Annotated in this window: 24 protein-coding genes; 3 read left to right on the top strand and 21 right to left on the bottom strand. The window is 75.8% G+C overall.

Annotated elements, in window-relative coordinates; all coding sequences use genetic code 11:
- Positions 1 to 70 precede the first annotated feature (70 nt).
- Genes proC through OZ948_13130 form a run of 3 tightly spaced genes read right to left on the bottom strand, consistent with a single transcriptional unit; the run spans position 71 to position 2260 of the window.
- Positions 71 to 898 carry a pyrroline-5-carboxylate reductase gene (gene proC, locus OZ948_13140; GenBank protein MEB2345674.1) on the bottom strand — a complete coding sequence of 276 codons (828 nt, stop codon included), beginning with the start codon at positions 896 to 898 and terminating at the stop codon, positions 71 to 73.
- A 14-nt stretch (positions 899 to 912) separates the two neighbouring features.
- Positions 913 to 1656, bottom strand: a complete 744-nt coding sequence (locus OZ948_13135) for a YggS family pyridoxal phosphate-dependent enzyme (protein ID MEB2345673.1) — start codon at positions 1654 to 1656, stop codon at positions 913 to 915.
- Positions 1643 to 2260, bottom strand: coding sequence for a Maf family protein (locus OZ948_13130; protein ID MEB2345672.1), 618 nt, complete (start codon positions 2258 to 2260; stop codon positions 1643 to 1645). The genes OZ948_13135 and OZ948_13130 overlap by 14 nt, the downstream gene beginning before the upstream one ends.
- 94 nt (positions 2261 to 2354) lie before the next feature.
- Between OZ948_13130 and OZ948_13125 the strand changes: the two genes are divergently transcribed.
- Positions 2355 to 2696 carry a DUF2203 family protein gene (locus OZ948_13125; protein MEB2345671.1) on the top strand — a complete coding sequence of 114 codons (342 nt, stop codon included), beginning with the start codon at positions 2355 to 2357 and terminating at the stop codon, positions 2694 to 2696.
- Positions 2697 to 2803: 107 nt separating this feature from the next.
- On the opposite strand, the gene OZ948_13120 is transcribed toward OZ948_13125, so the two are convergent.
- On the bottom strand, positions 2804 to 4423 hold the full coding sequence (locus OZ948_13120) for a fumarate hydratase (protein ID MEB2345670.1): 1620 nt from the start codon (positions 4421 to 4423) through the stop codon (positions 2804 to 2806).
- Positions 4424 to 4572: 149 nt separating this feature from the next.
- On the opposite strand from OZ948_13120, the gene OZ948_13115 reads away from it, so the two are divergent.
- A complete protein-coding gene (locus OZ948_13115) occupies positions 4573 to 6123 on the top strand; it encodes a PAS domain S-box protein (protein MEB2345669.1) in 1551 nt (516 codons plus the stop codon).
- A gap of 75 nt (positions 6124 to 6198) precedes the next feature.
- Positions 6199 to 7581: a class II fumarate hydratase gene (locus tag OZ948_13110; GenBank protein MEB2345668.1), complete on the top strand. Its 1383-nt coding sequence runs from the start codon at positions 6199 to 6201 to the stop codon at positions 7579 to 7581.
- Positions 7582 to 7606: 25 nt separating this feature from the next.
- Here OZ948_13110 and OZ948_13105 read toward each other — a convergent pair whose 3' ends face one another.
- The 17 genes from OZ948_13105 to gspF form a co-directional block, all read right to left on the bottom strand.
- Positions 7607 to 8308, bottom strand: coding sequence for a hypothetical protein (locus OZ948_13105; GenBank protein MEB2345667.1), 702 nt, complete (start codon positions 8306 to 8308; stop codon positions 7607 to 7609).
- The gene (locus OZ948_13100; GenBank protein MEB2345666.1) at positions 8305 to 8991 is read right to left on the bottom strand and encodes an SDR family NAD(P)-dependent oxidoreductase; all 687 of its coding nucleotides are present in this window, start codon (positions 8989 to 8991) and stop codon (positions 8305 to 8307) included. The genes OZ948_13105 and OZ948_13100 overlap by 4 nt, the downstream gene beginning before the upstream one ends.
- Positions 8991 to 9686 (bottom strand): HEAT repeat domain-containing protein, encoded by a 696-nt coding sequence (locus tag OZ948_13095; protein ID MEB2345665.1) that lies wholly within the window; start codon positions 9684 to 9686, stop codon positions 8991 to 8993. Before OZ948_13095 ends, OZ948_13100 begins: the two co-directional genes overlap by 1 nt.
- Before the next feature lie 81 nt (positions 9687 to 9767).
- Positions 9768 to 10688, bottom strand: coding sequence for a beta-lactamase-like protein 2 (locus tag OZ948_13090; protein ID MEB2345664.1), 921 nt, complete (start codon positions 10686 to 10688; stop codon positions 9768 to 9770).
- Positions 10685 to 12049: a metallopeptidase TldD-related protein gene (locus OZ948_13085; GenBank protein MEB2345663.1), complete on the bottom strand. Its 1365-nt coding sequence runs from the start codon at positions 12047 to 12049 to the stop codon at positions 10685 to 10687. Before OZ948_13085 ends, OZ948_13090 begins: the two co-directional genes overlap by 4 nt.
- A complete protein-coding gene (gene tldD, locus OZ948_13080) occupies positions 12046 to 13527 on the bottom strand; it encodes a metalloprotease TldD (protein ID MEB2345662.1) in 1482 nt (493 codons plus the stop codon). The genes OZ948_13085 and tldD overlap by 4 nt, the downstream gene beginning before the upstream one ends.
- Positions 13524 to 14231, bottom strand: a complete 708-nt coding sequence (locus OZ948_13075) for an HAD-IA family hydrolase (GenBank protein ID MEB2345661.1) — start codon at positions 14229 to 14231, stop codon at positions 13524 to 13526. Before OZ948_13075 ends, tldD begins: the two co-directional genes overlap by 4 nt.
- Before the next feature lie 187 nt (positions 14232 to 14418).
- Positions 14419 to 15426: a metalloregulator ArsR/SmtB family transcription factor gene (locus OZ948_13070; protein ID MEB2345660.1), complete on the bottom strand. Its 1008-nt coding sequence runs from the start codon at positions 15424 to 15426 to the stop codon at positions 14419 to 14421.
- A gap of 15 nt (positions 15427 to 15441) precedes the next feature.
- Positions 15442 to 16344, bottom strand: coding sequence for a type II secretion system protein GspN (gene gspN, locus OZ948_13065; protein ID MEB2345659.1), 903 nt, complete (start codon positions 16342 to 16344; stop codon positions 15442 to 15444).
- Positions 16341 to 16907, bottom strand: a complete 567-nt coding sequence (gene gspM, locus OZ948_13060) for a type II secretion system protein GspM (protein MEB2345658.1) — start codon at positions 16905 to 16907, stop codon at positions 16341 to 16343. The genes gspN and gspM overlap by 4 nt, the downstream gene beginning before the upstream one ends.
- Positions 16908 to 16926: 19 nt before the next feature.
- A complete protein-coding gene (gene gspL, locus OZ948_13055) occupies positions 16927 to 18630 on the bottom strand; it encodes a type II secretion system protein GspL (GenBank protein MEB2345657.1) in 1704 nt (567 codons plus the stop codon).
- Positions 18631 to 18644: 14 nt separating this feature from the next.
- Positions 18645 to 19796, bottom strand: a complete 1152-nt coding sequence (gene gspK, locus OZ948_13050; protein ID MEB2345656.1) for a type II secretion system minor pseudopilin GspK — start codon at positions 19794 to 19796, stop codon at positions 18645 to 18647.
- Positions 19793 to 20800, bottom strand: a complete 1008-nt coding sequence (locus OZ948_13045; GenBank protein ID MEB2345655.1) for a hypothetical protein — start codon at positions 20798 to 20800, stop codon at positions 19793 to 19795. The genes gspK and OZ948_13045 overlap by 4 nt, the downstream gene beginning before the upstream one ends.
- Positions 20797 to 21438 (bottom strand): type II secretion system protein, encoded by a 642-nt coding sequence (locus OZ948_13040; GenBank protein ID MEB2345654.1) that lies wholly within the window; start codon positions 21436 to 21438, stop codon positions 20797 to 20799. The genes OZ948_13045 and OZ948_13040 overlap by 4 nt, the downstream gene beginning before the upstream one ends.
- Positions 21425 to 22030: a prepilin-type N-terminal cleavage/methylation domain-containing protein gene (locus tag OZ948_13035; GenBank protein MEB2345653.1), complete on the bottom strand. Its 606-nt coding sequence runs from the start codon at positions 22028 to 22030 to the stop codon at positions 21425 to 21427. Before OZ948_13035 ends, OZ948_13040 begins: the two co-directional genes overlap by 14 nt.
- Positions 22027 to 22485 carry a type II secretion system major pseudopilin GspG gene (gene gspG, locus OZ948_13030; protein MEB2345652.1) on the bottom strand — a complete coding sequence of 153 codons (459 nt, stop codon included), beginning with the start codon at positions 22483 to 22485 and terminating at the stop codon, positions 22027 to 22029. The genes OZ948_13035 and gspG overlap by 4 nt, the downstream gene beginning before the upstream one ends.
- A gap of 10 nt (positions 22486 to 22495) precedes the next feature.
- Positions 22496 to 23746 (bottom strand): type II secretion system inner membrane protein GspF, encoded by a 1251-nt coding sequence (gene gspF, locus OZ948_13025; GenBank protein MEB2345651.1) that lies wholly within the window; start codon positions 23744 to 23746, stop codon positions 22496 to 22498.
- Between the last annotated feature and the right edge of the window lie 116 nt (positions 23747 to 23862).

Here is a 23862-nt window from a genome sequence, read left to right as displayed (position 1 = left end):
AGCCTCTCGGCCTGCGGCAAGCGATCGGCCCAACCGCGCGCGATCTTTAGCCGCACGCGGGGGGGACCCGTCAGCCGCCGAGCTCACGGGAGCGGCGGGTGGCGGCCTCCACGGCGTCGTGGACCGCGGCGCGCAGGCCGCCGGCCTCGAGCCGGGCGAGGCCCGCGATCGTGGTGCCGCCGGGAGAGGTGACCCGGTCCTTCAGTTGCCCGGGATGCAGGCCGCTCTCGAGCGCGAGCCGCGCCGCGCCGAGCACGGTCTGGCAGGCCAGCCGGTGCGCGGCCTCGCGCGGGAGGCCGGCGCGCACGCCGGCGTCGGCGAGTGCCTCGAGGAAGACGAAGACGTAGGCCGGGCCGCTCCCCGAGAGCCCGGTCACCGCGTCGAGCAGGCCCTCGTCGGGTGCCTCCCAGACGACGCCGACGCTCTCGAAGAGCGCCTGCGCGACGGCGCGGTCGGCGGAGGTCGCGGCGGCGTTGGCGGCGAACGCGGTGGCGCCCGCGCGCACGAGCGCGGGCGTGTTGGGCATCGCGCGCACGATGCGCGTGCCGGCCGGAAGCTCGGCCGCGAGCTTCGCGAGCGAGACGCCGGCGGCGATCGAGACCCAGAGCGGCCGCGCGAGGTCCGCGCCCGGCTCCTTGCGCAGCGCGCCGAGCACGCGCGGGACGAGGCCCGGCTTCACGGCGAGCAGCACGACGTCGCTCTCGCGCACGAGGGCGCCGTTGTCGGTACCGGTCGTGATGCCGAGGCCGCGCGCGAGCGCGTCGCGGCGGGCGGCGTCGGGGTCGGTCGCGCGCAGCCTCGCGGCCGGCACCCCGGCGGCCGCGAGGCCGCCGAGCAGCGCCTCGCCCATCGCGCCGGCGCCGATCGCGCCGATCCGCAGTCCGTCGAGCGCACCCATCACCCGTCCTCCCGTCACGCCGGCCGCGGGCCGAACAGCTCCGTCCCGATCCGCACCCAGGTCGCCCCCTCCTCGACGGCGACCTCGAAGTCGTGCGACATGCCCATCGACAGCTCCACGAGCTGCGCGCCACCCGGAGCGTCGCGCAGCTCGTCGCGCAGCGCGCGCAGGCGGGCGAAGGCGGGGCGGGCGGCCTCGGGATCGTCGGTGGGAGCGGGCATCGCCATGAGGCCCGTGACGCGCAGGTGCGGGTGCGCCGCCAGCCCGGCGAGCAGGGCGGGGAGCTCCGCCTCCAGGGCGCCGCTCTTCTGCGGCTCGCGCGAGACGTTGACCTGCACGAGCACGGGCAGCACGCGCCCGGCCGCCGCGGCCTGGCGCTCGAGCTCGGCGGCCAGCCGGGGGCTGTCGAGCGTGTGGAGGCAGGAGAAGGCGGCGAGCGCCTCCCGGGCCTTGTTGCGCTGGAGGTGGCCGATCCCGTGCCAGCGCAGGGCGCCCGCGGTTTCATCGCCGAGAATCTCCCGCACCTTCGCGATCTTGGCCGAGGCTTCCTGAACGTAGTTCTCGCCCAGGTCGCGAAGCCCCGCCCGGGCCGCCGCCGCGACCCGGGCGGCCGGCTGCCGCTTGCTCGCGCCGATCACCCGCACCGCGGCGGGGTCGCGCCCGGCGCGGCCCGCGGCGGCGGCGATGCGCGCGCGCAGGGCGGCGAGCCGCGCGGCGAGCGCCGGCGCTTCGTCGCGCTCGGGCTCAGGCGAGGCCATCGTGTCCGGCCTCGCGCAGCAGCGCGAGCGTCTCCTCGATCGGCAGCCCGATCACGTTGGTCTCGCTGCCCTCGATGCGCTCGATGAAGCGGCGGCCCTCGCCCTGCACGGCGTAGGCGCCGGCCTTGTCGAGCGGCTCACCGGTCGCGACGTAACGCCGGATCTCGGCGGCGCCGGCCGGTCGCATCCAGACGCGGCTCTCGACGAGCGCGCTCCAGGCGGTGAGCGCCGCGCTCTCGACGAGCGCGACGGCGGTCAGCACCTGGTGCGCGCGCCCGACCAGCCGGGCGAGGAGGCGCTCCGCGTCGCCGGGGTCCTCGGGCTTGCCGAGCATCGCGCCGTCCACGACCACGATCGTGTCGGCGCCGAGCACGAGGCGCGCCGGCGCCGGACCCACCCGCCGCGCGACGGCTGACGCCTTCTCCCGCGCGAGCCGCGACGCGAGCGCGCGCGGGGCCTCGCCCGGGCGCGCGCGCTCGTCGATGTCCGCGGGCTGCACCTCGAAGCGGATCCCGGCGCGGCCCAGGAGCTCGCGCCGGCGCGGCGAGCCGCTGCCGAGGATCAGCGGCCCGTTCCGCGGGCGGGTGGTGCGGGGTGTCTCCATCGCGCCCGAAGGGAAACGGGCGCCCGCGCGGGCGTCAACCGGCGCCGCCGGCCGCGCCGGCGGCTACGCTCGGCGCACGGAGGACGGCGCGGCGATGGAGCAGGCGGGGGAGCGGCGCTGGAGCCTGGAGGGGGCGCGGGCGGTGCTGGCCGACGTGCGGGCTCGGACCGAGCGCGCCGTCGTCCAGGCGGACGGACTGATCCGGGAGCGCGAGCAGGCCGGCGCGGAGGGGCGACGCGCGATCGACGAGCGCATCCAGGGCGTGGTCTCGCGCTGGGCGCGCGAGATCGAAGCGCTCGGCGCGGAGGCGAAGGGCGTCTGGCTCGTCGACTTCGACAACGGCTCCGGGTACTACTGCTGGCGCTGGCCCGAAACCGCCCTCGACCACTTCCACGGCTACGACGACGGCTTCGCCGGCCGCACCCGCATCCAGTAACCCCGCGGCAAGAGGCGGGGACAGACCCGGCGATCCGGCGATTCGACCGGCTGGTGGCCGGCGCTCAGCTCCGGGAATCGCCGGATCGCCGGGTCTGTCCCCGTTCCCTACCGGTTCGGGGCGAAGAAGTCGTTGCCTTTGTCGTCGACGACGATGAAGGCCGGGAAGTCGGTGACCTCGATCTTCCAGACCGCTTCCATGCCGAGCTCGGGGTAGTCGAGGACCTCGACCTTCTTGATCGACTCGACCGCCAGCACCGCGGCCGGGCCCCCGATCGAGCCCAGGTAGAAGCCGCCGTGCTTGCGGCACGCCTCGGTGACCTGCCGCGAGCGGTTGCCCTTGGCGAGCGTCACGAAGCTGCCGCCGTGCTCCATGAACAGGTCGACGTAGGAGTCCATGCGCCCCGCGGTGGTCGGCCCGAAGGAGCCCGAGGCGTAGCCTTCCGGCGTCTTGGCCGGCCCCGCGTAGTAGACGACGTGGTCGCGGACGTAGGCGGGCAGCTCCTCGCCGCGGTCGAGGCGCTCCTTGAGCTTCGCGTGCGCGATGTCGCGCGCCACCACGATCGTGCCGCTCAGCGCGAGCCGGGTCTTGATCGGGTGGCGGGAGAGCGTGCGGCGGATCTCCGCCATCGGCTGGTCGAGGTCGATGCGCACGACCTCGCCCGGGAGCTCGCCCGCACTCACGTCGGGCAGGAAGCGCGCCGGGTTGGTCTCGAGCTGCTCGAGGAACACGCCCTCGTGCGTGATCCTGGCGAGCGCCTGGCGGTCGGCCGAGCAGGAGACGCCGATCCCGACCGGCAGCGAGGCGCCGTGGCGCGGCAGCCGGATCACGCGCACGTCGTGGCAGAAGTACTTGCCCCCGAACTGGGCGCCGATCCCGAGCCGGCGCGAGAGCGCCAGCACCTGCTGCTCGAGCTCGAGGTCGCGGAACGCCCGGCCCGCTGCGTTGCCGCTGGTGGGGAGCGCGTCGTAGTAGCGGCACGAGGCGAGCTTCACGGTCTTGAGCGTGAGCTCGGCGGAGGTACCGCCGATCACGATCGCCAGATGGTAGGGGGGACACGCCGCGGTGCCGAGCCCGCGGATCTTCTCCTCGAGGAAGCGCAGCAGCGCGGTGGGGTTCAGGATCGCGCGCGTCTCCTGGAACAGCAGGCTCTTGTTCGCGGAGCCGCCGCCCTTGGTGACGAACAGGAAGTGGTACTCGTCGCCCTCGGTGGCGTAGAGCTCGATCTGGGCGGGCAGGTTGGTGCGCGTGTTGACCTCTTCGTACATCGAGGTCGGCGCCATCTGCGAGTAGCGCAGGCTCGTCGTGGTGTAGGTGTCGTGGATGCCACGGGCGAGCGCGGCCTCGTCGTCACCGGTGGTCCAGACGCGCTGGCCCTTCTTGCCCAGCACGATCGCGGTGCCGGTGTCCTGGCACGAGGGCAGGATCATGCCGGCCGCGACGTTGGCGTTCTTCAGCATCTGGAGCGCGACGAAGCGGTCGTTGTCGCTGGCCTCCGGGTCGTCGAGGATCGCCCGCACCTGGGCGAGGTGCGCCGGCCGGAACAGGTGCGAGACGTCCCGGATCGCCTGGGCGGCGAGCAGCGTGAGCCCCTCGGGTGCGACGGTGAGCAGCTCGTGGCCCTCGAAGCGTGCGCGGCCGACGAAGTCGCCGGTGAGCCGGCGCCAGGGCGTCGCCTCGTCGTCGTGCGGGAGCTCGAAGAGCGGCTGGTGCGAGAAGGCGGTCATGCGTTCCTCGTGTGGACGGCTGCACGATAGCGGACGGCTTCGCGGCGGTGATACCCTCGGGTCCTCCTGCCGCTCGCCCGCTCGCAGCTCCCGCCCGCGCCGTGATCGCGATCCCGCGTCGTTCCCCTCGCGTCCGTGGAGGTCGCCTCATGCCCAGCCCGCCCGAGGGCTCCTTCGCGCTCCTCGGCTGCGACGCGCAGGGCGTCGTGGTCTGGTGCAGCGGCGCCGTCGAGGCGTTGTCCGGCCGCGCGCCCGCTGCGCTCCTCGCGCGCCCGCTCGCGTCCGCGCTCCCCGGGCTCGACGCCCCGGCCCGCGAGCGCTTCGCTGCCTCGCTCGCCGCGGGCGCCCCGTTCCGGCTCGTGATCGACGGGCTCAGCCTCGAGGCCGCGCCCGCGGCGGGCGCGGGCGCCCCCGCCTGGTGCGTCGCGCTGCGGCCCGCCCCCGAGCCCGCCGCCGCGCTCGCCGAGAGCGAGGAGCGCTACCGCCGGCTCGTCGAGGCGTGCCCCGAGCCGATCGTGGTGCACGCGGGCGGGTGCATCCGCTTCGTGAATCCTGCCGCCGTCGCGATGCTCGGCGCCAGCTCGTCCGAGGAGCTCCTCGGCCGCCGGATGATCGACTTCGTGCACCCCGACTATCACGCCGTGGTGGCCGAGCGCGTGCGCAAGATGCTCGAGACGGGGGGGCCGGCCCTCCTGCTCGAGGAGAAGATCCTGCGCCCCGACGGCAGCGTGCTCGACGTGGAGATCGCGGGCGCCGCGGTGTCGTTCCAGGGCGAGCCGGCGATCCAGCTCGTCGGGCGCGACGTGAGCGAGCGCCGGCGCGCCGAGGCGGAGCGCTGGCGCCTCGAGGAGCAGGTGCAGGAGGCACGCCGGCGCGAGGGCATGGTGCGGCTCGCCGCGGGCGTCGCCGACCGCCTGAGCCGGCTCTCCACCGAGCTGCTCGACCAGGTCGACGAGAGCCTGGCCCGCACCCCCCGCCGCGCGCGCCGGCCGGATCCGAAGGCGCGCCCGGCGCCCCACGAGGCCCGGCGCCGGAGCCTCGGGACGGAACGGCTCGAGCCGGGTCCGGTGCGCCGCGTGGGTCTGCAGATGGCGGCCCTCACCGAGCAGCTCCTCGGCTACGTCGGGCGCCGGCCCGCGGTCGGGGCGAGCACGAATCTCTCGGCGCTCGTCATGGGGCTGTCGCAGGGGCTCGAAGCGGGGCTCGAGCCCAGGGTCTCGCTGAGCCTCGACCTGCCGATGGGGCTGCCGCCCGCCCGCGTGAACGCGATCCAACTGCGCCGCGTCGTCGCGCTGCTCGTGCACAACGCCTCCGACGCGCTCGCGCCGCGCGGCGGCACCGTGAAGGTCCGCACCCGCGTGCTCGACGTCGACGAGGCGCAGCTCGCCTCGCTGCAGCCGCCCGGCGCGCTGCGGGCGGGCCCCGGCGTCGCGCTCGAGGTGAGTGACGACGGCTGCGGCATGGACGCCGCCACCCGCTCGCAGGTCTTCGACCCCTTCTTCAGCACCAAGTCGCCCGAGCGCGGCCTCGGGCTCGCCGAGGTGGCGGGCCTGGTCGGCGCCCAGGGCGGCGGCCTCGTCGTGGAGAGCGCGCCCGGCCGCGGGACCACCGTGCGCCTGCTCTTCCCGGCGCTCGCCGCTACGCCCGCGGAGGTTCCCCCGCCGCAGCTCGGGCCCCTTCGTCCCCTCCGCCGCCGCTGAGCGGGGCCGCCGGTTGCGAAGCCTGCTCGGCCGCGGGCAAGCTCGCCCGCAAGCCTTGCCCACGGAAGGAGCGCCATGGTCCGGGGAACCCGCATCGAACACGACTCGATGGGACCGATGGAGGTCCCGGCCGACGCGCTGTGGGGCGCCTCCACCCAGCGCGCGGTCCTGAACTTCCCGGTGAGCGGGGAGCGCTTCCCGCGCCGCTTCGTGGCGGCGCTCGGGCTCGTGAAGGCCGCGGCGGCGGAGGCGAACGGTGCGCTCGGCGTCCTCGACGCCGCCCACGCGCACGCCATCGAGGCGGCCGCGCGCGAGGTGGCGGCGGGCCGCTGGGACGCGCAGTTCGTCGTCGACGTCTTCCAGACGGGCTCGGGCACCTCGACCAACATGAACGCCAACGAGGTGATCGCGACGCGCGCCCGCCAGCTCCTCACCGAGACGGCGCCGCCGGTCCACCCGAACGACCACGTGAACGCGAGCCAGTCCTCGAACGACGTGATCCCGACCGCGCTGCACGTGGCCGCGCGCGTCGCGATCGCCGAGGACCTGCTGCCGGCGCTCGCGCGCCTCGCGGCGGCGCTGCGCGCGAAGGCGCACGAGCTCGACGACGTCGTGAAGGTCGGCCGGACCCACGGGATGGACGCGACCCCGGTGCGGCTCGGGCAGGAGTTCGGCGGCTGGGCGCGGCAGGTGGAGCGGGCGGCGGCGCGGATCGCGGCGGCCGGCGAGGAGCTCGCGGAGCTGCCGCTGGGCGGCACGGCGGTGGGGACCGGCATCAACTGCCCGCCCGGCTTCGCCGAGCGCGCGATCGCGCGCCTCGCGGCCGACACCGGGCTCGCGTTCCGCGAGGCGGAGGACCACTTCGAGGCGCAGGGGGCGCGCGACGCCGCGGTGGCCGCGAGCGGCGCGCTGCGCGGCGCGGCGGTGGCGCTCTTCAAGATCGCGAACGACCTGCGCCTGCTCGCCTCGGGCCCGCGCTGCGGCCTCGGCGAGCTGCGCCTGCCGGCCGTGCAGCCCGGCTCCTCGATCATGCCGGGCAAGGTGAACCCGGTGCTCTGCGAGTCGGTGATCCAGGTGGCGGCGCAGGTGGTCGGCAACGACGCGGCGGTGGCGCTCGGCGGGCTTGCCGGCCAGCTCGAGCTGAACACGATGATCCCGCTCCTCGCCCGCAACCTCCTCGAGTCGATCCGCCTGCTGGCGGCGGTGAGCCGGCTCTTCGCCGAGCGCTGCGTCGAGGGCATCGAGGCCGAGCGCGAGCGCGCCGCCGAGTGGGTCGAGCGCAGCCTCGCGATGGCGACCGTCCTGGCGCCCCGGATCGGCTACGACCGCGCAGCGGAGATCGCGAAGGAGGCCGCCCGCAGCGGCCGCACCATCCGCGAGATCTGCCTCGAGCGCGCCGTCCTCCCGCGGGCCGAGCTCGAGGCGCTCCTGGACGCCCGCGCCCAGACCGGCCCCTGAGGCGCGCGGCCGGCGCCGGCGGGGCTCAGCGGATCGGGAGGCGCCGCTCCTCCCAGGAGCCGCTCGGGCCGTCGAAGACGAGCAGGCGCGCGGAGGTCTGGAGCGTCACGGTGTCGGCCTGCGCGCGCAGGGCGACGATCGCCTCCCCGAGACGCATGCGCGTCTCGAAGAAGCCGCCGTGCTGCGCCGAGACGCCGAGCGCGCGCCGGTCGCTGACCAGGGCGGCCACGTTCTGTCCCACGGCGCTGTCGAGCACGCGCTCCTGGGGCCCCAGGCTCGCCTCGACCAGGTTGCCGGTCTTGCCGTCGAAGCCGATTGCGCGCAGCGGCGTCACGACCAGCGCCACGCGGTCGCCGAGCGCGACGTCGGCCGGCGGCGCCTCGCCGCTGCGGTAGCGCGCCTGCTGCCAGGATCCCGAGCTCGCGGTGACGGCCAGGAGCCGGCGGTCGGTGACGGCGACGCCGACGCGCCCGCGCTGCTTCGCGTAGAGGACGCGCTCGCCGCGCTCGAGCCGTTCGCCGAGGGGGTTGCCGCCGCCCGGGGAGACCGCGAGCACCTCGCGCGCGAGCACCACGATGTCGAGCTGGGGCGAGAGCGGGCTCTCCTCGCCGGCGCGCGCCGCGGCGGCGGCGCCGAGCGCCAGCGCGGCGAGGATCGGCCCGAGCGTGGCGGCGGCGAGGGGCGCGGGGGCGCCGAGCCTCGCTCGGGGCGTGCCGCTGCCCCTCACACGGGCACCAGCGCGCCGCGCACCGCCGAGGCGGCGTCGCTCGCGAGCCAGGCGATCACCGCCGCGATCCGCTCCGGGCGCGTCCACCTCGAGACGTCGGCGTCCGGCATGGCGGCGCGGTTGGCCGGGGTGTCGATCGTGGTGGGCAGCACCGCGTTCACGCGCACCGCCGCCGGCAGCTCGTGCGCGAGGGCGCGCGTCCACGCGGCGAGCGCAGCCTTGGAGGCGACGTAGGCGCCCATCCCGCCGGGCGCGTCGAGCGCCGCCTGGGCCGCGACGTTCACGATCGCACCCTGGCCCCGGGCCAGGAGGCCGGGCAGGGCGGCGCGCGTCACGACCGCGGCCGTCCGTACGTTCATCCGGTACATACGGTCCCAGACTTCGAGTGGAGTCTCGTGGTGGAGGCCGGCCGCGAAGCCACCCACCCCGTTGACCACGACCGCCGGCGCGCCGGCCCGCGCGATCAGTGCGCCCGCGCCCTCCTCGTCGGCGACGTCGGCCTCGAGGAGCACGAGCCGGTCCCCGGCGAGCGCTCGTGCGAAGCGCTCGCGCATCCGCTCCGCCTCGGGCGCCCGGACCCAGGGCACCCAGACGCGGTCGCCGGCGCCCAGGAAGGCCTCCACCACCGCCTGGCCGAGGGCGCCCGTGCCTCCCGTCACGATCACCCCGCGCCGATCGCTCATCACCGCGCCTCCCTGCGATCCTGCATCCGTTCGAACGCGAGCGTGGCCAGGCGCGCGAGCGTCGGGTCGGGGTCGGCGCGCAGCGCGTCGAGCCGCGCGCCCACCTCGGGAGGCGGGTCGAGGAGACCCGCCAGCGCCGTCACCGCGGCACGGCGCACGTGCGGGTCGTCGTCGCCGGTCGCAGCGAGCAGCGCGCGCGCGGTCTCGGGATGATCCGGTGCGAGCTCGCGCAGCGCGAACGCGGCCATCCGGCGCGCGGCCGGGTCCTCGGCGCTGCGCACGAGGCCGATCAGGACGCCGACGAGCTGCGGGTGGAGCCGCCCCATGTCGACGAGGACGCGCGCCGCCGACCAGCGCACGTCGCCCTCGCGCGCGCCGAGCCCGTCGACCAGCGCCGGCAGCAGCCCCGGGTCGGGCGGCTCGAGGCGCGCCAGGGCGAGGGCAGCGGGCACGCGGGGAGCTCCGCCGCGACGGAGCGCCGCGCGCAGCAGCGGGAGCACGCCCTCCGAGCGCCGGGCGAGCGCGACGAGCGCCTCGCCCGCCGCCCGCGCGACGCCGCGCTCCGGGTCCCCGAGCGCGCCGATCAGGGGCTCCGCCAGGAGCGCGCCGGCCGGGTCGCCCGCGATCGCGCGGCAGGCGGCCGCGCGATCGCCCGGGTCGCCGCTCGCGAGCTGCACGAGGAGCGGATGGCTCACCGCCGCAGAGCCGGCCGGATCATCGGGCCGCCCTCCGGATCCCCGGGCGGGCCCTCCGGATCATCGGGCGGGCCCTCCGGATCATCGGGTGGGCCCCCCGGATCGTCGGGCCAGCCCTCCGGCCTCGCCGGGCAGGCTCCAGGTGGCCTCGCGGGCCGGAGCGTCGTCGTGGCGCCGCGCGCGCCCCTCGCGCTCGAGCTTGCGCAGGTGCGCGGCCACCGACTGCGCCGCCACCGCGTGGAGCGCCACGGGCACGTCGGTGTAGACCCGCGCGACCAGCGTCGCGATCGCTGCCGGCCCCTGGCCGAGCGCGGCCAGGATCTGCCGCTCGCGCTCGCCGCGGTGCGCGATGTACTGGCGCAGCTTCGCCGGGCCGTCCTCGATGCAGGGGCCGTGCGCGGGATAGATCCGGCCGGGCGCCTCCGCGAGCAGGCGCTCGAGGGACGCCAGGTAGTCGAGGAGGTCGCCCGTGTCGTCCGGGATCACGGTGGTGCCGACGCCCAGCACGTTGTCGCCGGAGAAGAGCGCGCGCTCCTCCTCGAGCACGAAGCAGAGGTGGTCGGGCGCGTGGCCCGGCGTGTGTACGGCGCGCAGGGTGGCGCCCTCCGTACGCAGCACCGACCCGTCGCCGATCGGCGTCAGGGGGGCCGGGCAGGCGCGGTCGAAGGCGGGCCAGGGGAGCTTCGACACCCGCAGCGGGCCGAAGCGCTCGAGCACCTGGGCCACGCCTCCGATGTGGTCCACGTGTCCGTGGGTGAGGACGATCTCCTGGATCGCCTCGCAGCCGGCCTGCGCCATCGCCCGCTCGAGCACTTCGAGGTAGCCGTGGACCCCCTGGCCGGGATCGAGCAGCAGCCGCGCGCGTCCGGTCCCGACCAGGTAGGTGTTGGTGCCCGGGCCGGTGAAGAGGCTCGGGTTGCGCCCGAGCGCGACCGTGACCCGCTCCGACCACACGTCGACCTCGGGCAGGGTGAGCCCGATCATGGTGTTCGGCGCGCTCATCGTCCCGCGACGGTCATGCGCGCCACCCGCAGGGTGGGAGCGGCGATGGCGCCGAGCCAGACGAGGTCGCTCCCGACCAGGTCGATCGCCGCCAGCATGTCCCCGAGGTGGCCCGCGATCGTGACCTCCTCGACCGCGTGCACGGGCCGGCCGTCCTCGATCCACAGGCCCGCGGCGCCCCGCGAGTAGTCGCCGGTGACCGGGTTGAAGCCCATCCCGATGAGCTCGGTGACGAGCAGGCCGCGGCCCGTGCGGCGGACGATCTCCTCGGGCGGCAGCTTGCCGGGCTCGAGCCACAGGTTGGTGGGCCCCGGGCCCGGCGCGCCCGCAGCCCCGCGCACCGCGTTGCCGGTGCTGCGCAGGCCGAGCTTGCGGGCGCTGTAGCCGTCGAGGAGCCAGCTTCGCAGCCGCCCCCCCTCGACCAGCACGTTGCGCCGGGTCGGCAGCCCCTCGCCGTCGAAGGGCCGCGAGCCGAGTCCGCCCGGCAGGCGCCCGTCGTCGATCACGGTCACGAGCTCGCTCGCGATCGGCTCGCCCATGCGGTCCTTCAGGAAGGTCGCGTCCCGATACACCGCGCTGCCCGCGACGCAGCCGGCGAGCTGGCCGAGGAGGCTCCGCGCGACCATCGGCTCGAAGATCACCGGTACCTCGCAGGTCGCGACCGGGCGCGCGCCGAGCCGGCGCAGCGCGCGCTCGGCGGCGCGGCGTCCCACCGCGCCGGCGTCCTCGAGGGCGCCGAGCCGGCGGGCTGCCGTCATCCAGTAGTCGCGCTGCATCGCCTCGCCCTGGCGCGCCACGGGCTCGCAGAAGAGCGAGTGGCTCGCCGACTCGTAGCTCCCGGCGAAGCCCGCGCTGTTCGCATAGGCCGTGCGCCGGAAGCCGCTCGCGACCTGGCTGCCCTCCGAGTTCACGATCCGGGGGTCGAGCGCCCGGGCCGCGGCCTCGGCGCGGCGCGCCTCCTCGACGCGTGCCTCCACCGAGACGTGGCGGTCCTCGGGCGCCAGGAGCGCGAGCTCCGGCCGATCCCCGGCGAAGCCGCCGTCGGGCAGCCCGGCGGCGGGATCCGGCGCGGTGGCGCGGGCCAGCGCGACCGTCTCCCGGGCCATCCGGTCGATCGTGTCGGGCGAGAGGTCGCTCGTGGAGGTGAGCGCCGTGCGCAGCCCGCCCGCTCCGGCCACGAAGGCGCGGATCCCGAGCACGCGCTCGCGCGCCTGCTTCACGAAGTCGATCTCGCGCGCGCGCACGCGCGCCTCGAAGGAGTCGCTCTCGGCGAGCGCGGCGTCCGCCGCGTGGGCGCCGGCGTCGAGCGCCCGGCGCACGGCGCGCGCGACGGCCTCCTCGGCCGGCAGGGCGGCCGTCACGCTTCCGTGCCTCCGACCGTGAGCCCGTCCACGCGCACCGTCGGCAAGCCGACCCCGACCGGCACCGACTGGCCGTCCTTGCCGCAGGTGCCGACACCCTGGTCGAGCGCCAGGTCGTGGCCGACGCGGGAGACGCGGGTCAGGACGTCGGGGCCGTTGCCGATCAGGGTGGCGCCCTTCACCGGCGCGCCGATCCGGCCGTCCTCGATCCGGTAGGCCTCGCTCGCGCTGAACACGAACTTGCCGCTCGTGATGTCGACCTGGCCGCCCCCGAACGACACCGCGTAGAGGCCGCGCGACACCGAGCGCACGATCTCCTCCGGGTCGTCGTGGCCGGCGAGCATGAAGGTGTTGGTCATGCGCGGCATCGGCAGGTGCGCGTAGCTCTCGCGGCGGCCGTTGCCGGTGGGCGCCATGCCCATGAGGCGCGCGTTGAGCCGGTCCTGGAGGTAGCCGACCAGGACGCCGTCCTCGATCAGCACGGTGCGCTGGCTGGGCGTTCCCTCGTCGTCGACGTTCAGCGAGCCGCGCCGGCCCGGAAGCGTGCCGTCGTCCACCACGGTGACGCCGGGCGCCGCGACGCGCTGGCCCAGACGGTCGGCGAAGGCGCTGGTCTTCTTGCGGTTGAAGTCGCCCTCGAGCCCGTGCCCGATCGCCTCGTGGAGCAGGATCCCCGGCCAGCCCGGGCCGAGCACCACGTCCATGGTGCCGGCGGGGCAGGGGACGGCGGTGAGGTTGAGCAGCGCGATGCGCACCGCCTCGTCGGCGAGCGGCTGCCACGCCCCCGGATCGAGCAGGCGCTCGAGCTCGTAGCGGCCGCCCATCCCGTGGTAGCCCACCTCGCGCCGCCGCCCGCCCGGATCCTGCGCGATCACCTGGACGTTGAGCCGCACGAGCGGGCGCAGGTCGCCGGCGCTCGCGCCGTCATGGCTCACCACCAGCACGCGCCGCTGCTCCGCGACCACGCTCGCCATCACCTGCACGATCCGGGGATCGCGCGCGCGGGCGTAGCGGTCGATCTCCCCGAGCAGGCGCACCTTGTCGGCGACGGGCACGTCCGTGGGAGCGGTCGCGACCGGATACAGGTCGCGGGAGCCCGCGGCCGGGTGGAGCGCGACCGGCGCGCTCGTGCCGCCGGTCTCCGAGATGGCCCGCGCCGTCGCCGCCGCGAGCTCGAGGCTCTCGACGGTGATCTCGTCCGAGTGCGCGTAGCCCTGGCGCTCGCCGGCCACGACCCGCACGCCGACGCCCTGCTCGACGTGGCGGTTGCCGCTCTTCACGATGCCCTCTTCGAGGGCCACCGAGTCCTGGGTGCTGTACTCGAAGAAGAGGTCGGCGCCGTCGGCGCGGCGCTCGAGCGCGCTCCCGAGCACGCGCCCGAGCGCGTGCTCGTCGACGCCGAAGCGCTCGTGGAAGAAGGAGGCCACGTCGGCGCCGGCGGGCGCTGGCTTCGGGCGCGGGGCGTGCGGGTCGCTCATCGGAGCGGAGGGTCCTCGAGGGCGTGGAGGTGTCCGGGAAGCGCGGCGAGGGTAGCAAGCGCGCTCGCGTCGATCGCCCGGAAGCCGGCGCGCCGGGCGGCGGCCACGTCCTGCTCGGGGTCGTCGCCGACGTAGGCGGCGGCGGCGGGCGCGACCCCGAGGCGCGCCGCGACCGCGGCGAAGAAGGCGGGATCCGGCTTCGCGGCACCGAGCGCCGAGGGCAGGAGGACGGCCTCGAGGCCCTCGTCGAGGCCGAGGCCGGCGAGCAGTCGGGGCAGGCGCCCGTCGAAGTTCGAGGCCACGGCGAGGCGCCGCCCCTCGCCGCGGAGGGCGTCGAGCGCCGCGCGTGCGCCCGGGAGGGGACGCCAGGCGGCCGGCTCGGCGTAGTGGGCGAAGAGCGCCGCGAAGCAGGCCTCGAAGTCCCCGAAGCGCTGCATCTGGTCCGCAGCCCGGAAGACGGCGCGCACCAGGTCCCGCCACCAGGCGCGCTCGCGCCCGGCCACCTGCTCGGGCGGGAGGCCCGGGAAGACCATCGGCGGGGCCGCGGCCAGCACCCGGCGGAACGCGTCGTCGAGCCGCCAGGCCGGGATCGCGACCCCGTGCGCGCGCGCGACCCGGGCATAGGTCTCGCCGACCGGCTCGGCCGGCCGGATCAGGGTGCCGGCCGCGTCGAAGACGACGGCCTCGATCCGGGGGATCTCCATGCGGATGGGCTTCGTTCGCCTCCGGCTCACTGCGCGGCGGCCTTCGGCCGCCACCGGATGGGCTTCGTTCGCCTTCGGCTCACTGCGCGGCGGCCTTCGGCCGCCACCTGATGGGCTTCGTTCGCCTCCGGCTCACTGCGCGGCGGCCTTCGGCCGCCTTGCCGGATGACCTTCGTTCGCCTTCGGCTCACTGCGCGGCGGCCTTCGGCCGCCTTGCTGCCGCGATGAAGGCCGCGGGGAGCTCGCGGGTGGGGGAGCCGGCGGCGATGGTTTCGAGCCGGATGCGCTCGAGGCCGATCTCGTGCAGCCAGCCGGCCACCTCGGTGGGCGGGAAGCCGAGCCACTGGACGCCGAGCTCCTCGCGCATCCACTCGGCCTCGTGGCGGACGAAGTCGACCACCACGAGCGCGCCGCCGGGTCGCACCACCCGCGCCATCTCGCGCAGCGCCTCGGCTGGCGCCGGCAGGTAGTGGAGCACCATGTGGGCGAGGGCGGCGTCCACCTCGCCGTCGCCGAGGGGCAGCGCGCCTGCCTCGCCGGCGCGGAGCGAGACCCGCCCCGCGCCGCTTCCCTCCGCGCCCACCGCGATGCCGTCGCCCGTGAGCGTGAAGCCTTCCTCGGCAAGCTTCGCGCGCGCCGCGTCGAGCATGCGCCGGGAGTGGTCTACGGCGATCACGTCGAGCCCGAGCCGCGCGAGCTCGATCGCGAGGATCCCGGTCCCGGTGCCGACGTCCACGACGGTCCAGTCGGGCGGCGCGAGGTGGGCGAGCGCACGGGCGCGCAGCACGTCGTCGTGGAAGACCTTGCGCAGCGCGTCCCACTCCGGCCCCACCGCGTCGAAGAAGGAGCGCGCGCGGCTCGCGCGCGCCTCGAGCACGCGCGCGAGCGCCGCCGCGTCGCGCTCCGCGGCCGGGTCGCCCGAGAGCTCCCGGCGCGCGAGGGCCCAGGCGTCGCGCCAGGCGCCGTCGCCGGGCGTCGCGAAGCGGTAGAAGACGTAGGTGCCCTCGCGGCGGTCGCGCAGGAGCCCTGCCTCGCGCAGGATCCCGAGGTGGCGCGAGACCCGGCTCTGCGCCATCCCGAGCACCTCCATCAGCTCCTGCACGGCCAGCTCCTCGCGCTCGAGCAGCGAGAGGATCCGCACCCGCGTCGGGTCGGCGAGGGTCCGGAGGATCTTCTGGAGCGATTCGGCGCTCACCGCCGGGCCCTCGGGCTACGGCCGGCGCGGCGCGGGGCGCCCGCTGCCGAGATCGGGCGCCGCGAGCGTGCCGCCGATCGTGAGGTCCGCGCTGCCGTCGGGCCCGAGCGCGACGGGGCTCCCGGCGAAGAGGTCGCGCAGCGCCGGCTCGCGCACCTCGACGTGGGCGCGCAGCGCGAGCGGCGCGAGCGTCGGCGCCGGGCCGCGGCCCACGGTGCCGCTCGCCTCGAAGGCCAGCATCGGACCGTCGACGACGAGCTTCTCGACGCGCGCGAGCTCGTCGCCGCCGAGCGTCGCCTGCGCCGCGATCGACTGGTAGGGCACCCCGATCGGGAGGTTCGGGAGCGACACCGAGCCGTCCGTGGCCCGGAGCGCGAGCGTGCCCTCGGGTCCCGCCTCGGCGAGCCGGAGGTCGACCGTGCCGCCGAGCTTGCCGTCGATCGCGAAGCCGCTCCCGCCGAAGAGCGCCGCCGGGAGGAGCGCCAGGTCCACGTCGGCGAGCTCGCCCTCGAAGCCGGGCGCGCCGCCGAGCCGGACCACGCCGTCGACGCGCCCGGCACCGGCGCGCAGCGAGAGCACGGCGGCCGGGTCTCCGCGCAGCCACGAGAACGACCAGGCCGGGCGCGCGCGCACGCGATCGAGGCGCAGCCGCTGGCCGCCGGCCGTCGTCACCGTGACGTCGCGCGCGTGGAGCGTCGGCAGCAGGGCGATCAGGTCGAGCTCGAGCTCGCCGATCCCGACCTGCGCGCCCGTGGCGGCGCTCGCGAGCGCGGCGATCTGGGGGGTCAGCCGGTCCACCGGGAAGCGGGCGATCACGAACCCGAGGGTCAGCGCGAGGTAGGCCGCCGCGATCGCGAGCACCCGGCGGGCGCGCCCGCGCGGGAGCAGCGGAAAGGGGGCGGCGCCCGGGGTGCTCACGTCGTCGGCTCGAAGGAGGAGACGGTGAAGGTCACGTCGAGCAGGTCCACCTTGGCGCCGCCCTTCTGCTCGCTGCGGGTCCGGATGCGCAGGCTCTTCACCGAGAGCGGCTGCTCCGCCGACTCGATCTTGTGCAGGAAGTTCACCACCTGGGCGAGCGTCACCTGCTTGAGCGCCACCTGCACCTTGGTCTCGCGATAGGTGTCGCTGGCCGGCGCCGCCTGGGGCTCCATTGACTCCACCTTGACGGCGGACTGGGCGGCGAGCTGCTCGAGGGTCGTGAAGAGGTTGCCCTTCGGACCCTGCCGGATGCGCGCCTCGACCGAGGCCAGGTTGGCCTGCAGCGCGGCCAGCTCGCCCTGCACGCGGCGCGCCACCTCGAGGTTGCGCTCGGCCGTCTCGACCCGCAGCGCCGCACCCTGCACCGCGCCGAGCAGGGGCTGGACCCCTGCGAGCCAGACGATCGCGGCCGCCAGCATCGCGCCGGCGGCACCGAGCAGCAGCCGCTCGCGCGGCGCCAGGCCCGCAATCCACACCGCGATGCGCTCGCGCAGGCCGGTCACGGGGAGACGCCTTCCTGGGTCACGGGGGGGCCCCGCCCGCCTTGGCGAGGCTGATCGTGACGCTGAAGTTGTTGCCGCCGCGGGTCGCGTCGGCCTGGATCTCGCTGACCCGGATGTCCGAGAAGTGCGGGAAGCCGGCGAGGGCGGCCTTGAGCTGGTCCACCGCGGCGAAGCTGTCGGTGTGGCCGCGGATCCGCACCACCTGGCCGTCGATCGACAGCTCCTCGAAGATCACGGCGAGGTTCGCCGGCACCAGCTTCGAGATCTCGCCGAGCAGGTCGAGCGCCGAGAGGTTGCCGCCGTAGATGCCGAGCAGCTCGGCGCGCTGCTGGGTCTGGCGCAACGTGTCGAGGAGCGCGCGCGAGACGTCGGCCGGCACCGGCCGGCCGGGGGCGGCCTGCTGCCAGATCCCGGCCAGCTCGGCCTCGAGCTGGCCGGCCCGGCGCGACTCGAGGGCGATCTGGTTGGCGCCGGCGACGATCGCGAGCAGCAGCGCGAGCCCGGCCCAGAAGGCGGTCGGGCGCAGCTCGCGGCTCCAGCGGCCGAGGTCGAGGCGCGGCGCGAACTCCTTCTGCATCAGGTTCGTGCGCGTGCGCGCCTTGAGCGTGCCGCGGAGCGCGAGCGCCAGCGCCGGCCCGAGCCGCAGCGGGTCGCCGGCGGCGAGCAGCGCGCCGGCCGGCGTGCCCGGCGCCACCGCGAGCCGTGCGGCCGGGATCCCGGTGCGCTCGGCGAGCCAGGTGTCGAGGCGCTGGAGCCGCGCGCCGCCGCCGAGCAGCACGATGCCGTCGATCGCCTTGTCGGCGCTCGCGCCGAGCACGGGCTCGAGACCGCCGAGCGTGCGCACGAGGTCGCGCGCGAGCCGCTCGAGCACGCGCGCCGCCGCCGGGCTCGCGCCGCCGATCACGCCGTCGCGCTGCTTGCGCCGCTCCGCTTCGTCGAGCGGGACGCCGAGGTCGGCCGCCAGCGCCTCGGTCAGGTGGCGCCCGCCGATCGGGAGGGTGCGCGCGTAGCGGGGCGCACCGCCGACGGTGAGGCACAGCGTCGTCTGGCGGTGTCCCAGGTCGAGGAGCAGGCGCGTGCCCGGCAGCTCGATCCACTCGGCCAGGTTCGCGAGCGCGAGGCCCTCCACCTCGAGCACGCGCGGCGCGATCCCGGCGTCGCGCAGCGCCGAGAGACGCAGCGAGACCTCGGCCCGCGGCACGACCGTCGCGACCACCTCGGCGCTCGCGCCGCTGCCTCCGACGAGCTCCCAGTCGACGAACACGTCGTCGAGGTCGAAGGGGGTCTCGCTCTCGACCTCGAAGGGCACCGCCTGGGCGATCCGCTTGCGGTCGCGGAAGGGCAGCACCATGCGCCGGCGCGCGACGCGGTCGCCCGGGATCGCGCACACGATGCGCGGGCCCGTCAGCGACTCGCCCGCGGCCCACTCGCGCAGGGCGGTCGCGACCTCGGGCGGGAAGGGCGCCGGAGCGGCGGCCGGCTCGCCTCCGGACGCGGGCTCCGGGGCCGCCGCGGAGTCGTGCGGCCCGGCGGCCGCGGCGGGTCCGGCGATCGCGGCGGGCGCGTCGGGTGCGTGGGGTGCGTGGGGTGCGTCGGGCGGGGCGGGCGGCGGGACCGGGATCGACTGCACGCGCACGAGCTCGATCCCGCGCAGGGTCTGGCGCAGCTCCACGACCTTGATGGACTGGCTGCCGACGTCGATGCCGAGGGTCCGTCCCAGCATGGAAGATGGATACCTCACTCGACGCGCCAGGACAGCCGCAGGAGCGCCTGGGGATCGCGGCGGTCGATCACGGCCTCGATCCGGCGCTCGACGTCGACGACGCGCGCCGTGGCCCGCACCAGGAAGACGCTCGAGCGGTCGAGCATCGGGGGGCTGATGGTCTCGCCGTCGAAGAGCTCGAGCACCGGGGTGCACGCCGCGCCCTCGCCGGTGGCGCTGCACACGAGGCCCTCGTCGCGGGCGTCGAGCACCCGGCGCACGTCCTCCTCCTCGACCGGCCGCATGCCGGAGACGTCCGAGCCGCGCGTGAGCTGCGCCAGCACCCAGGACGGCGCCGTGTTGAGGTTGAGTCCGCCGCCGCCGGCCAGCGGGTACACCGTCGCGTAGGGCCGCAGCGCCTCGACCAGCGTGCCGTCGAAGCCCTCGACCAGGCGCAGCTCGTCGAGCGAGAGCAGCGGCCGGTTGGGGGCGCGGTAGGGCGGCTCGCGCTGCTGGTAGGGCTCGTCCTCGGGCCCGCCGTCCTGGCGCACCTCGTCCTCGTCCACCCAGTCGAGCAGGTTCGCGGCGAGCTGCTCGGGATCGTAGGCCGCCTGCGCCGGGCGTTCGGGAAGGGTCTCGATCACCCGGGTCAGGAAGCCCGCGAGGAAGAGCCGGCGCGTCTCGATCCCGCTGGCGCCGCCCCCCAGCCCGGAGCGCGGGCGGGGGCGATCCTCCCGGGTGTCGGCCGGCGCGGGCGCCTGGTCGCGCCCGGCACCGTCCTTCTCTTCGGCTCCAGCTTCCCCGAGACCGATTCCGCCCGCGCCGGCCAGGGCGTTCAGGTCGAGCCGCGCGGCTGCGTCCTCGATCTCGACGCGCAGCGCCTGGTCGCCCTCGTCGTCGACGAAGACCGGCTCGAGCCCGGCGCGCGCCCACACGTCCCACAGGCTGTCGGGCGCCGGCTCGCCCGCGTCGAGGCGCAGGTCCTCGAGCAGGAGCGTCTCCGCGAGGCGCACGCCGCCGCGCGCCAGCGCCTCGGCGGCAGCGGCGCGGTCGCGGTTCACGGCGATCCCGGCGTCGATCGCGACGCGGCGCTGGAGGGTCGCGATCGTGGTCGCGAGGAGGAGCACGTAGAAGAGCACCAGCACGAGCACGACGCCGGAGGTGCGGCGACGGGTGCGGGCGCTCACAGGCACTCCGGCGGTACCTGGAAGCCGAGGCCCTGGAGGATGGGGGCCACGTCGCTCATCGGCAGGTCGAGCATGCTCGCCGCGCTCGCCTGCGTCGCCGGGTCGAGGCCGTCCAGCAGGGCCTGCAGGCCCGGGTTCGCCTGGAGACACGCACGGGCGGTCTTGGTGCCCTCGCTGTCGCCGCCGCTCGCGTCGTCGTCCTCGCCGTCGGGAATCCCGTCGCCGTCCTCGTCCTCCTCCGCGTCGGGGACGCCGTCGCCGTCCGTGTCGACGCTGCCAGGTCCACCCGCGCCGGCAGCCTCGAGCTGGGCCTCGAGGTCGAGCGGGCGCAAGGGCAGGGACACGCGCCGCACGTAGGGGCCGGCGACGAGGTCGCTCTCCTCGTCGGCGAAGAACGAGACCTGGATCTCGGCGGCGAGCGGGAGCTCGCTCGAGCCGGTCATCGCGGAGGAGTCCCAGCGCGCCACCCGCTCGCCGTCCTCGCCGATCAGGAACACGCCGAAACCGGCGATCCCGTCTGCCACCGGGTCGCCGTCCTCGAGCGGGGGGAAGGCGAGCTCGCGGCCGGGCGGCAGGTGGGGCGAGCTCCAGCGACGCAGCTCGAAGTCGCGCCCGCTCGGGCCCGGCGCCAGCATCCAGGCCACCATCTCGACGTCGGACTCGGCCGCCTGCGGGCTGCGCGGGCGATGGCCGTGGCTCGAGAACTTGAGGCGCCCGGCGCCCTGGTCGGGGTCGTCGGCCTCGGCCAGGAACAGCCAGGGGTGCTCGAGGGGATCGCGCTCGGCGGGCTTCTTCACGAGCATCGCGGAGCCGAGGTCGCGGGCCACCCGGTCGAGCAGCACCACGGCGCGCCGGGTGGTGCGCGCCCGCTCGACGGCCGCCCGGCTCTGGGCCGAGAGATCCAGGTAGAAGTTGGTCGTGAAGGTGATCAGGATTCCGGTGAGCAGGACCACCGCGATCACCTCGAGCAGCGTGAAGCCACCGGTGCGGCGGCGCACGCTCATCGCGCCCTCCGATCGGCGCCGCCGCGCCCGATGCGGCCGCCGAGCCCGGAGGCGTCGGTGCCGGGCGGACCGCCCTGGCCGGCCCCGGCGCCGGCAGCAGCGCCGAGCGCCTCCAGCGAGGCCGCCGCCGCCTCGGGGTCGAGCCCGAAGGTGGTGCGCACGACCCGGGCCTGGCTCCAGCCCTCGTCCCAGCTCACCACCACGTCCACCCGGCGCAGGGGACCGGGCTGGCCGCGCTCGCCGTGGAGCAGGCTCGGCCCGAGCGACGCGCCCTCGTCGTCGCGGATCGACTCGCCCGGCCGGCGCTCGCGCCGCTCGCTGCGCTCGACCGCGAGCGGGCGCTCGCGCTCCGCGATCACGGGCTCCCAGGGCGCCACCCGGATCGCGACGGTGTACAGCCCCTCGGTGCGCTCCTCCTCCCCGAGCGGGGGCGCCGCGCCCTGCTCGAAGGCCGCCTCGAGCCCCTCGAGCACGCGATCGGCGAGCAGCGACGCGTCGAGGCGGCGGGCGGCCTCGCCTTCCTTCTGGAGGCTCTGGGCGCCGGCGCCGCCGAGGGTCGTGTAGGCGATCGCGAGCAGCGCGAAGGCCGCCATCACCTCGAGCAGGGTGAAGCCCCGTGTGCGCTCAGGGGGTCGCATCGACCACCACGACGGCGTCGGCCAGCGCCTGCACCTCGACCTCGAAGCGATGGGCGCCTCCGGGCTCGGCGAGCGACACGATCACCGGATCGGCCGCGCCGTCGGGGTCGAAGGCGATCGTGACGAGGCCGCTGTCGAAGGTGGTGTCGGGAAAGGCGGCCGCCACGAACACCACGTCCTCGCCGAGCACGTGGGCACGGCCGAAGGCGCCCGGCACCGGCTCGAAGACGAGCTCGCCGGAGGCGGCCGCGGGCGGGGTCATGTCGACCTTGCGCGAGCCGGCCGCACGCTCCTCCGCACGCGCCGCCACGGCCTCGGTCTCGGGCGGGGGAGGGGGCGCCCACTCGACCCAGTGCAGGCCGCGCCCGACGTCGATCACCAGCTCGTGCGGGCGCGCAGTCATGATCGCGCGCTGGCGCGCCAGCTCGACCGCCTCGCCGAGCGCCTCCGCCTCGCGCCGCACCTCGCGCTCCCCGCCGATCGAGAAGCGCGGCAGGATCAGCCCCGCGATCAGCGCGAACATCGCCAGCACGGCGAGCAGCTCGATCAGCGTGAAGCCGGCGAGCCGGGCGCGCGGCGCGGCCGGCCTCACCCCTGGCCTTCCTCGGCCCAGTTGCCGACGTCGGCGTCGGTGCCCGTGCCGCCCGGCGCGCCGTCGGCGCCGTCGCTCCACAGGTCGAAGGAGTAGGCGTTGTTCTGGCCCGGTGCGAGGTACTTGTAGGGGTTGTCCCAGGGATCCGTCGGCACCTTGCCGCCCGACAGGTAGCCCTCGGGACGGTAGTTCTTCGGGATCGGCTCGATGGTCGGGGCGTGCACGAGCGCGTCGAGGCCCTGGTCGGTGGTCGGGTACTTGCCGTTGTCCATGCGATAGAAGTCGAGCGCGGCTTCGATCTGCTTGATCTGGGTGCGGGCCGTGGTCACGCGGGCCTGGTCGATGCGGCCGAAGATGGCGGCGCCGACGATCCCGCCGAGCAGGCCGATGATCAGCACCACGGCCATGATCTCGATCAGGGTGAAGCCGTCCTCGCGGCGGCGCGTGGGTTCCATGTCCTTCCTCCTAGGTTCCGAGCGACGACGTGACGTCGAGCAGCGGCACGAGCGTCGCGGCGATGATCACGATCACGATGCCGACCATCAGCAGGATCAGCAGCGGCTCGAGCAGCGCGGTGAGCCGGGACACCGACGTCTCCACCTGCTCCTCGTAGGTCTGGGCGACCTTCTCGAGCATCGCCTCGAGCTCGCCCGACCGCTCGCCGACCTCGACCATGTGCACGACGACGGGCGGGAACTCGCCGCTCGCGCGCAGCGGGCTGGCCAGCGACTGGCCTTCGGTCACGCTCTCGCGGGCCGCGTCGATCGCCGCGCCGAGCACGACGTTGTTGGCGACGTGCTTCGAGATGTCGAGCGCGCGCACGATCGGGATGCCGCCCGCGAGCAGCGTCGAGAGCGTGCGCGTGAAGCGCGAGATCGCGACGAGCCGGACGGTGCGGCCCACGACCGGCAGGCGCAGCTTGATCGTGTCGAGCTGCGCGCGGCCGCGCGTGGTGCGCGCCACCGCACGAAAGGCGGCCACGCCGCCGATCAGCAGCAAGGCGATCGCCCACCACCACGTGCGCGCGAGGTGCGAGCCCGAGATGATGGCCTTGGTGAACCAGGGCAGCGGCCGGTCCAGGCTCGCCAGCAGCTCGGTGATCTGCGGCAGGACGACGGTGACCAGGACCGCCACCACCACCAGCGCGAAGCCGAGCATCACGGTTGGGTAGATCAGGATCGAGGTGACCTTGTTGCGCAGCCGCACCTGGCTCTCGAGGTAGTCGGCGAGCCGGTCGAGCACCTGCTCGAGCGCGCCACCCGCCTCGCCGGCCCGGACCATGCCGACGTAGAGGTCCTCGAAGGGCCCCGCCTGGGCCATCGCGTCGGCGAGCGTCGAGCCCTCGTTGACGCGGTCGCGCACGCGCGCGATCACGCCCTTGAGGCGCATGTTCTCGACCTGCTCGGTGAGCGCCGACAGGGCCTGCACGAGCGGGACGCCGGCGCCGACCAGGGTCGAGAGCTGGCGGGTGGCCAGCGCGAGGTCGAGCGCGGAGATGCGCCGCAGCCGCGCCAGCGAGAAGGAGACCCCGGGACGCGCACCGGCGGGGGTGCTGGCGTCCGCGGCCGCAGCGGGGGCGGCGCTCTCGGCAAGCTCGGTCAGGAACACGCCGTCGCGCTTGAGCTTGGCGCGCGCGGCCCGCGCGCTCTCCGCGTCGACGAAGCCGCGCGTGGCGCGACCGCCCTCTGTGACGCCCTTGTACGCGAAAACGGGCACGTGCTCGGGAACTCCGTCCTGGTGGACTCCGCTCGCTGTCTGCCGCCGCGGGGGCGGGCTTCGCCTGGCCCTCGGGTGGCCGCTCGGCTGGATCGGCCCTGTCTGCGTCTCCGGAC

It is taken from the genome of Deltaproteobacteria bacterium, assembly GCA_035063765.1.
In the GTDB taxonomy this organism is placed as follows: Bacteria; Myxococcota_A; UBA9160; order UBA9160; family PR03; genus CAADGG01.
This window is presented reverse-complemented; position numbering and strand designations above follow the sequence as displayed.

Coding starts and splice junctions, on each gene's coding strand:
- OZ948_13115 (MEB2345669.1), top strand. CDS start 4,573: ATGCCCAGCCCGCCCGAGGGCTCCTTCGCGCTCCTCGGCTGCGACGCG.
- OZ948_13125 (MEB2345671.1), top strand. CDS start 2,355: ATGGAGCAGGCGGGGGAGCGGCGCTGGAGCCTGGAGGGGGCGCGGGCG.
- OZ948_13130 (MEB2345672.1), bottom strand. CDS start 2,260: ATGGAGACACCCCGCACCACCCGCCCGCGGAACGGGCCGCTGATCCTC.
- OZ948_13100 (MEB2345666.1), bottom strand. CDS start 8,991: ATGAGCGATCGGCGCGGGGTGATCGTGACGGGAGGCACGGGCGCCCTC.
- proC (MEB2345674.1), bottom strand. CDS start 898: ATGGGTGCGCTCGACGGACTGCGGATCGGCGCGATCGGCGCCGGCGCG.
- OZ948_13090 (MEB2345664.1), bottom strand. CDS start 10,688: ATGAGCGCGCCGAACACCATGATCGGGCTCACCCTGCCCGAGGTCGAC.
- OZ948_13040 (MEB2345654.1), bottom strand. CDS start 21,438: ATGCGACCCCCTGAGCGCACACGGGGCTTCACCCTGCTCGAGGTGATG.
- OZ948_13120 (MEB2345670.1), bottom strand. CDS start 4,423: ATGACCGCCTTCTCGCACCAGCCGCTCTTCGAGCTCCCGCACGACGAC.
- OZ948_13045 (MEB2345655.1), bottom strand. CDS start 20,800: ATGAGCGTGCGCCGCCGCACCGGTGGCTTCACGCTGCTCGAGGTGATC.
- gspL (MEB2345657.1), bottom strand. CDS start 18,630: ATGCTGGGACGGACCCTCGGCATCGACGTCGGCAGCCAGTCCATCAAG.
- gspG (MEB2345652.1), bottom strand. CDS start 22,485: ATGGAACCCACGCGCCGCCGCGAGGACGGCTTCACCCTGATCGAGATC.
- OZ948_13075 (MEB2345661.1), bottom strand. CDS start 14,231: ATGGAGATCCCCCGGATCGAGGCCGTCGTCTTCGACGCGGCCGGCACC.
- OZ948_13135 (MEB2345673.1), bottom strand. CDS start 1,656: ATGGCCTCGCCTGAGCCCGAGCGCGACGAAGCGCCGGCGCTCGCCGCG.
- tldD (MEB2345662.1), bottom strand. CDS start 13,527: ATGAGCGACCCGCACGCCCCGCGCCCGAAGCCAGCGCCCGCCGGCGCC.
- OZ948_13110 (MEB2345668.1), top strand. CDS start 6,199: ATGGTCCGGGGAACCCGCATCGAACACGACTCGATGGGACCGATGGAG.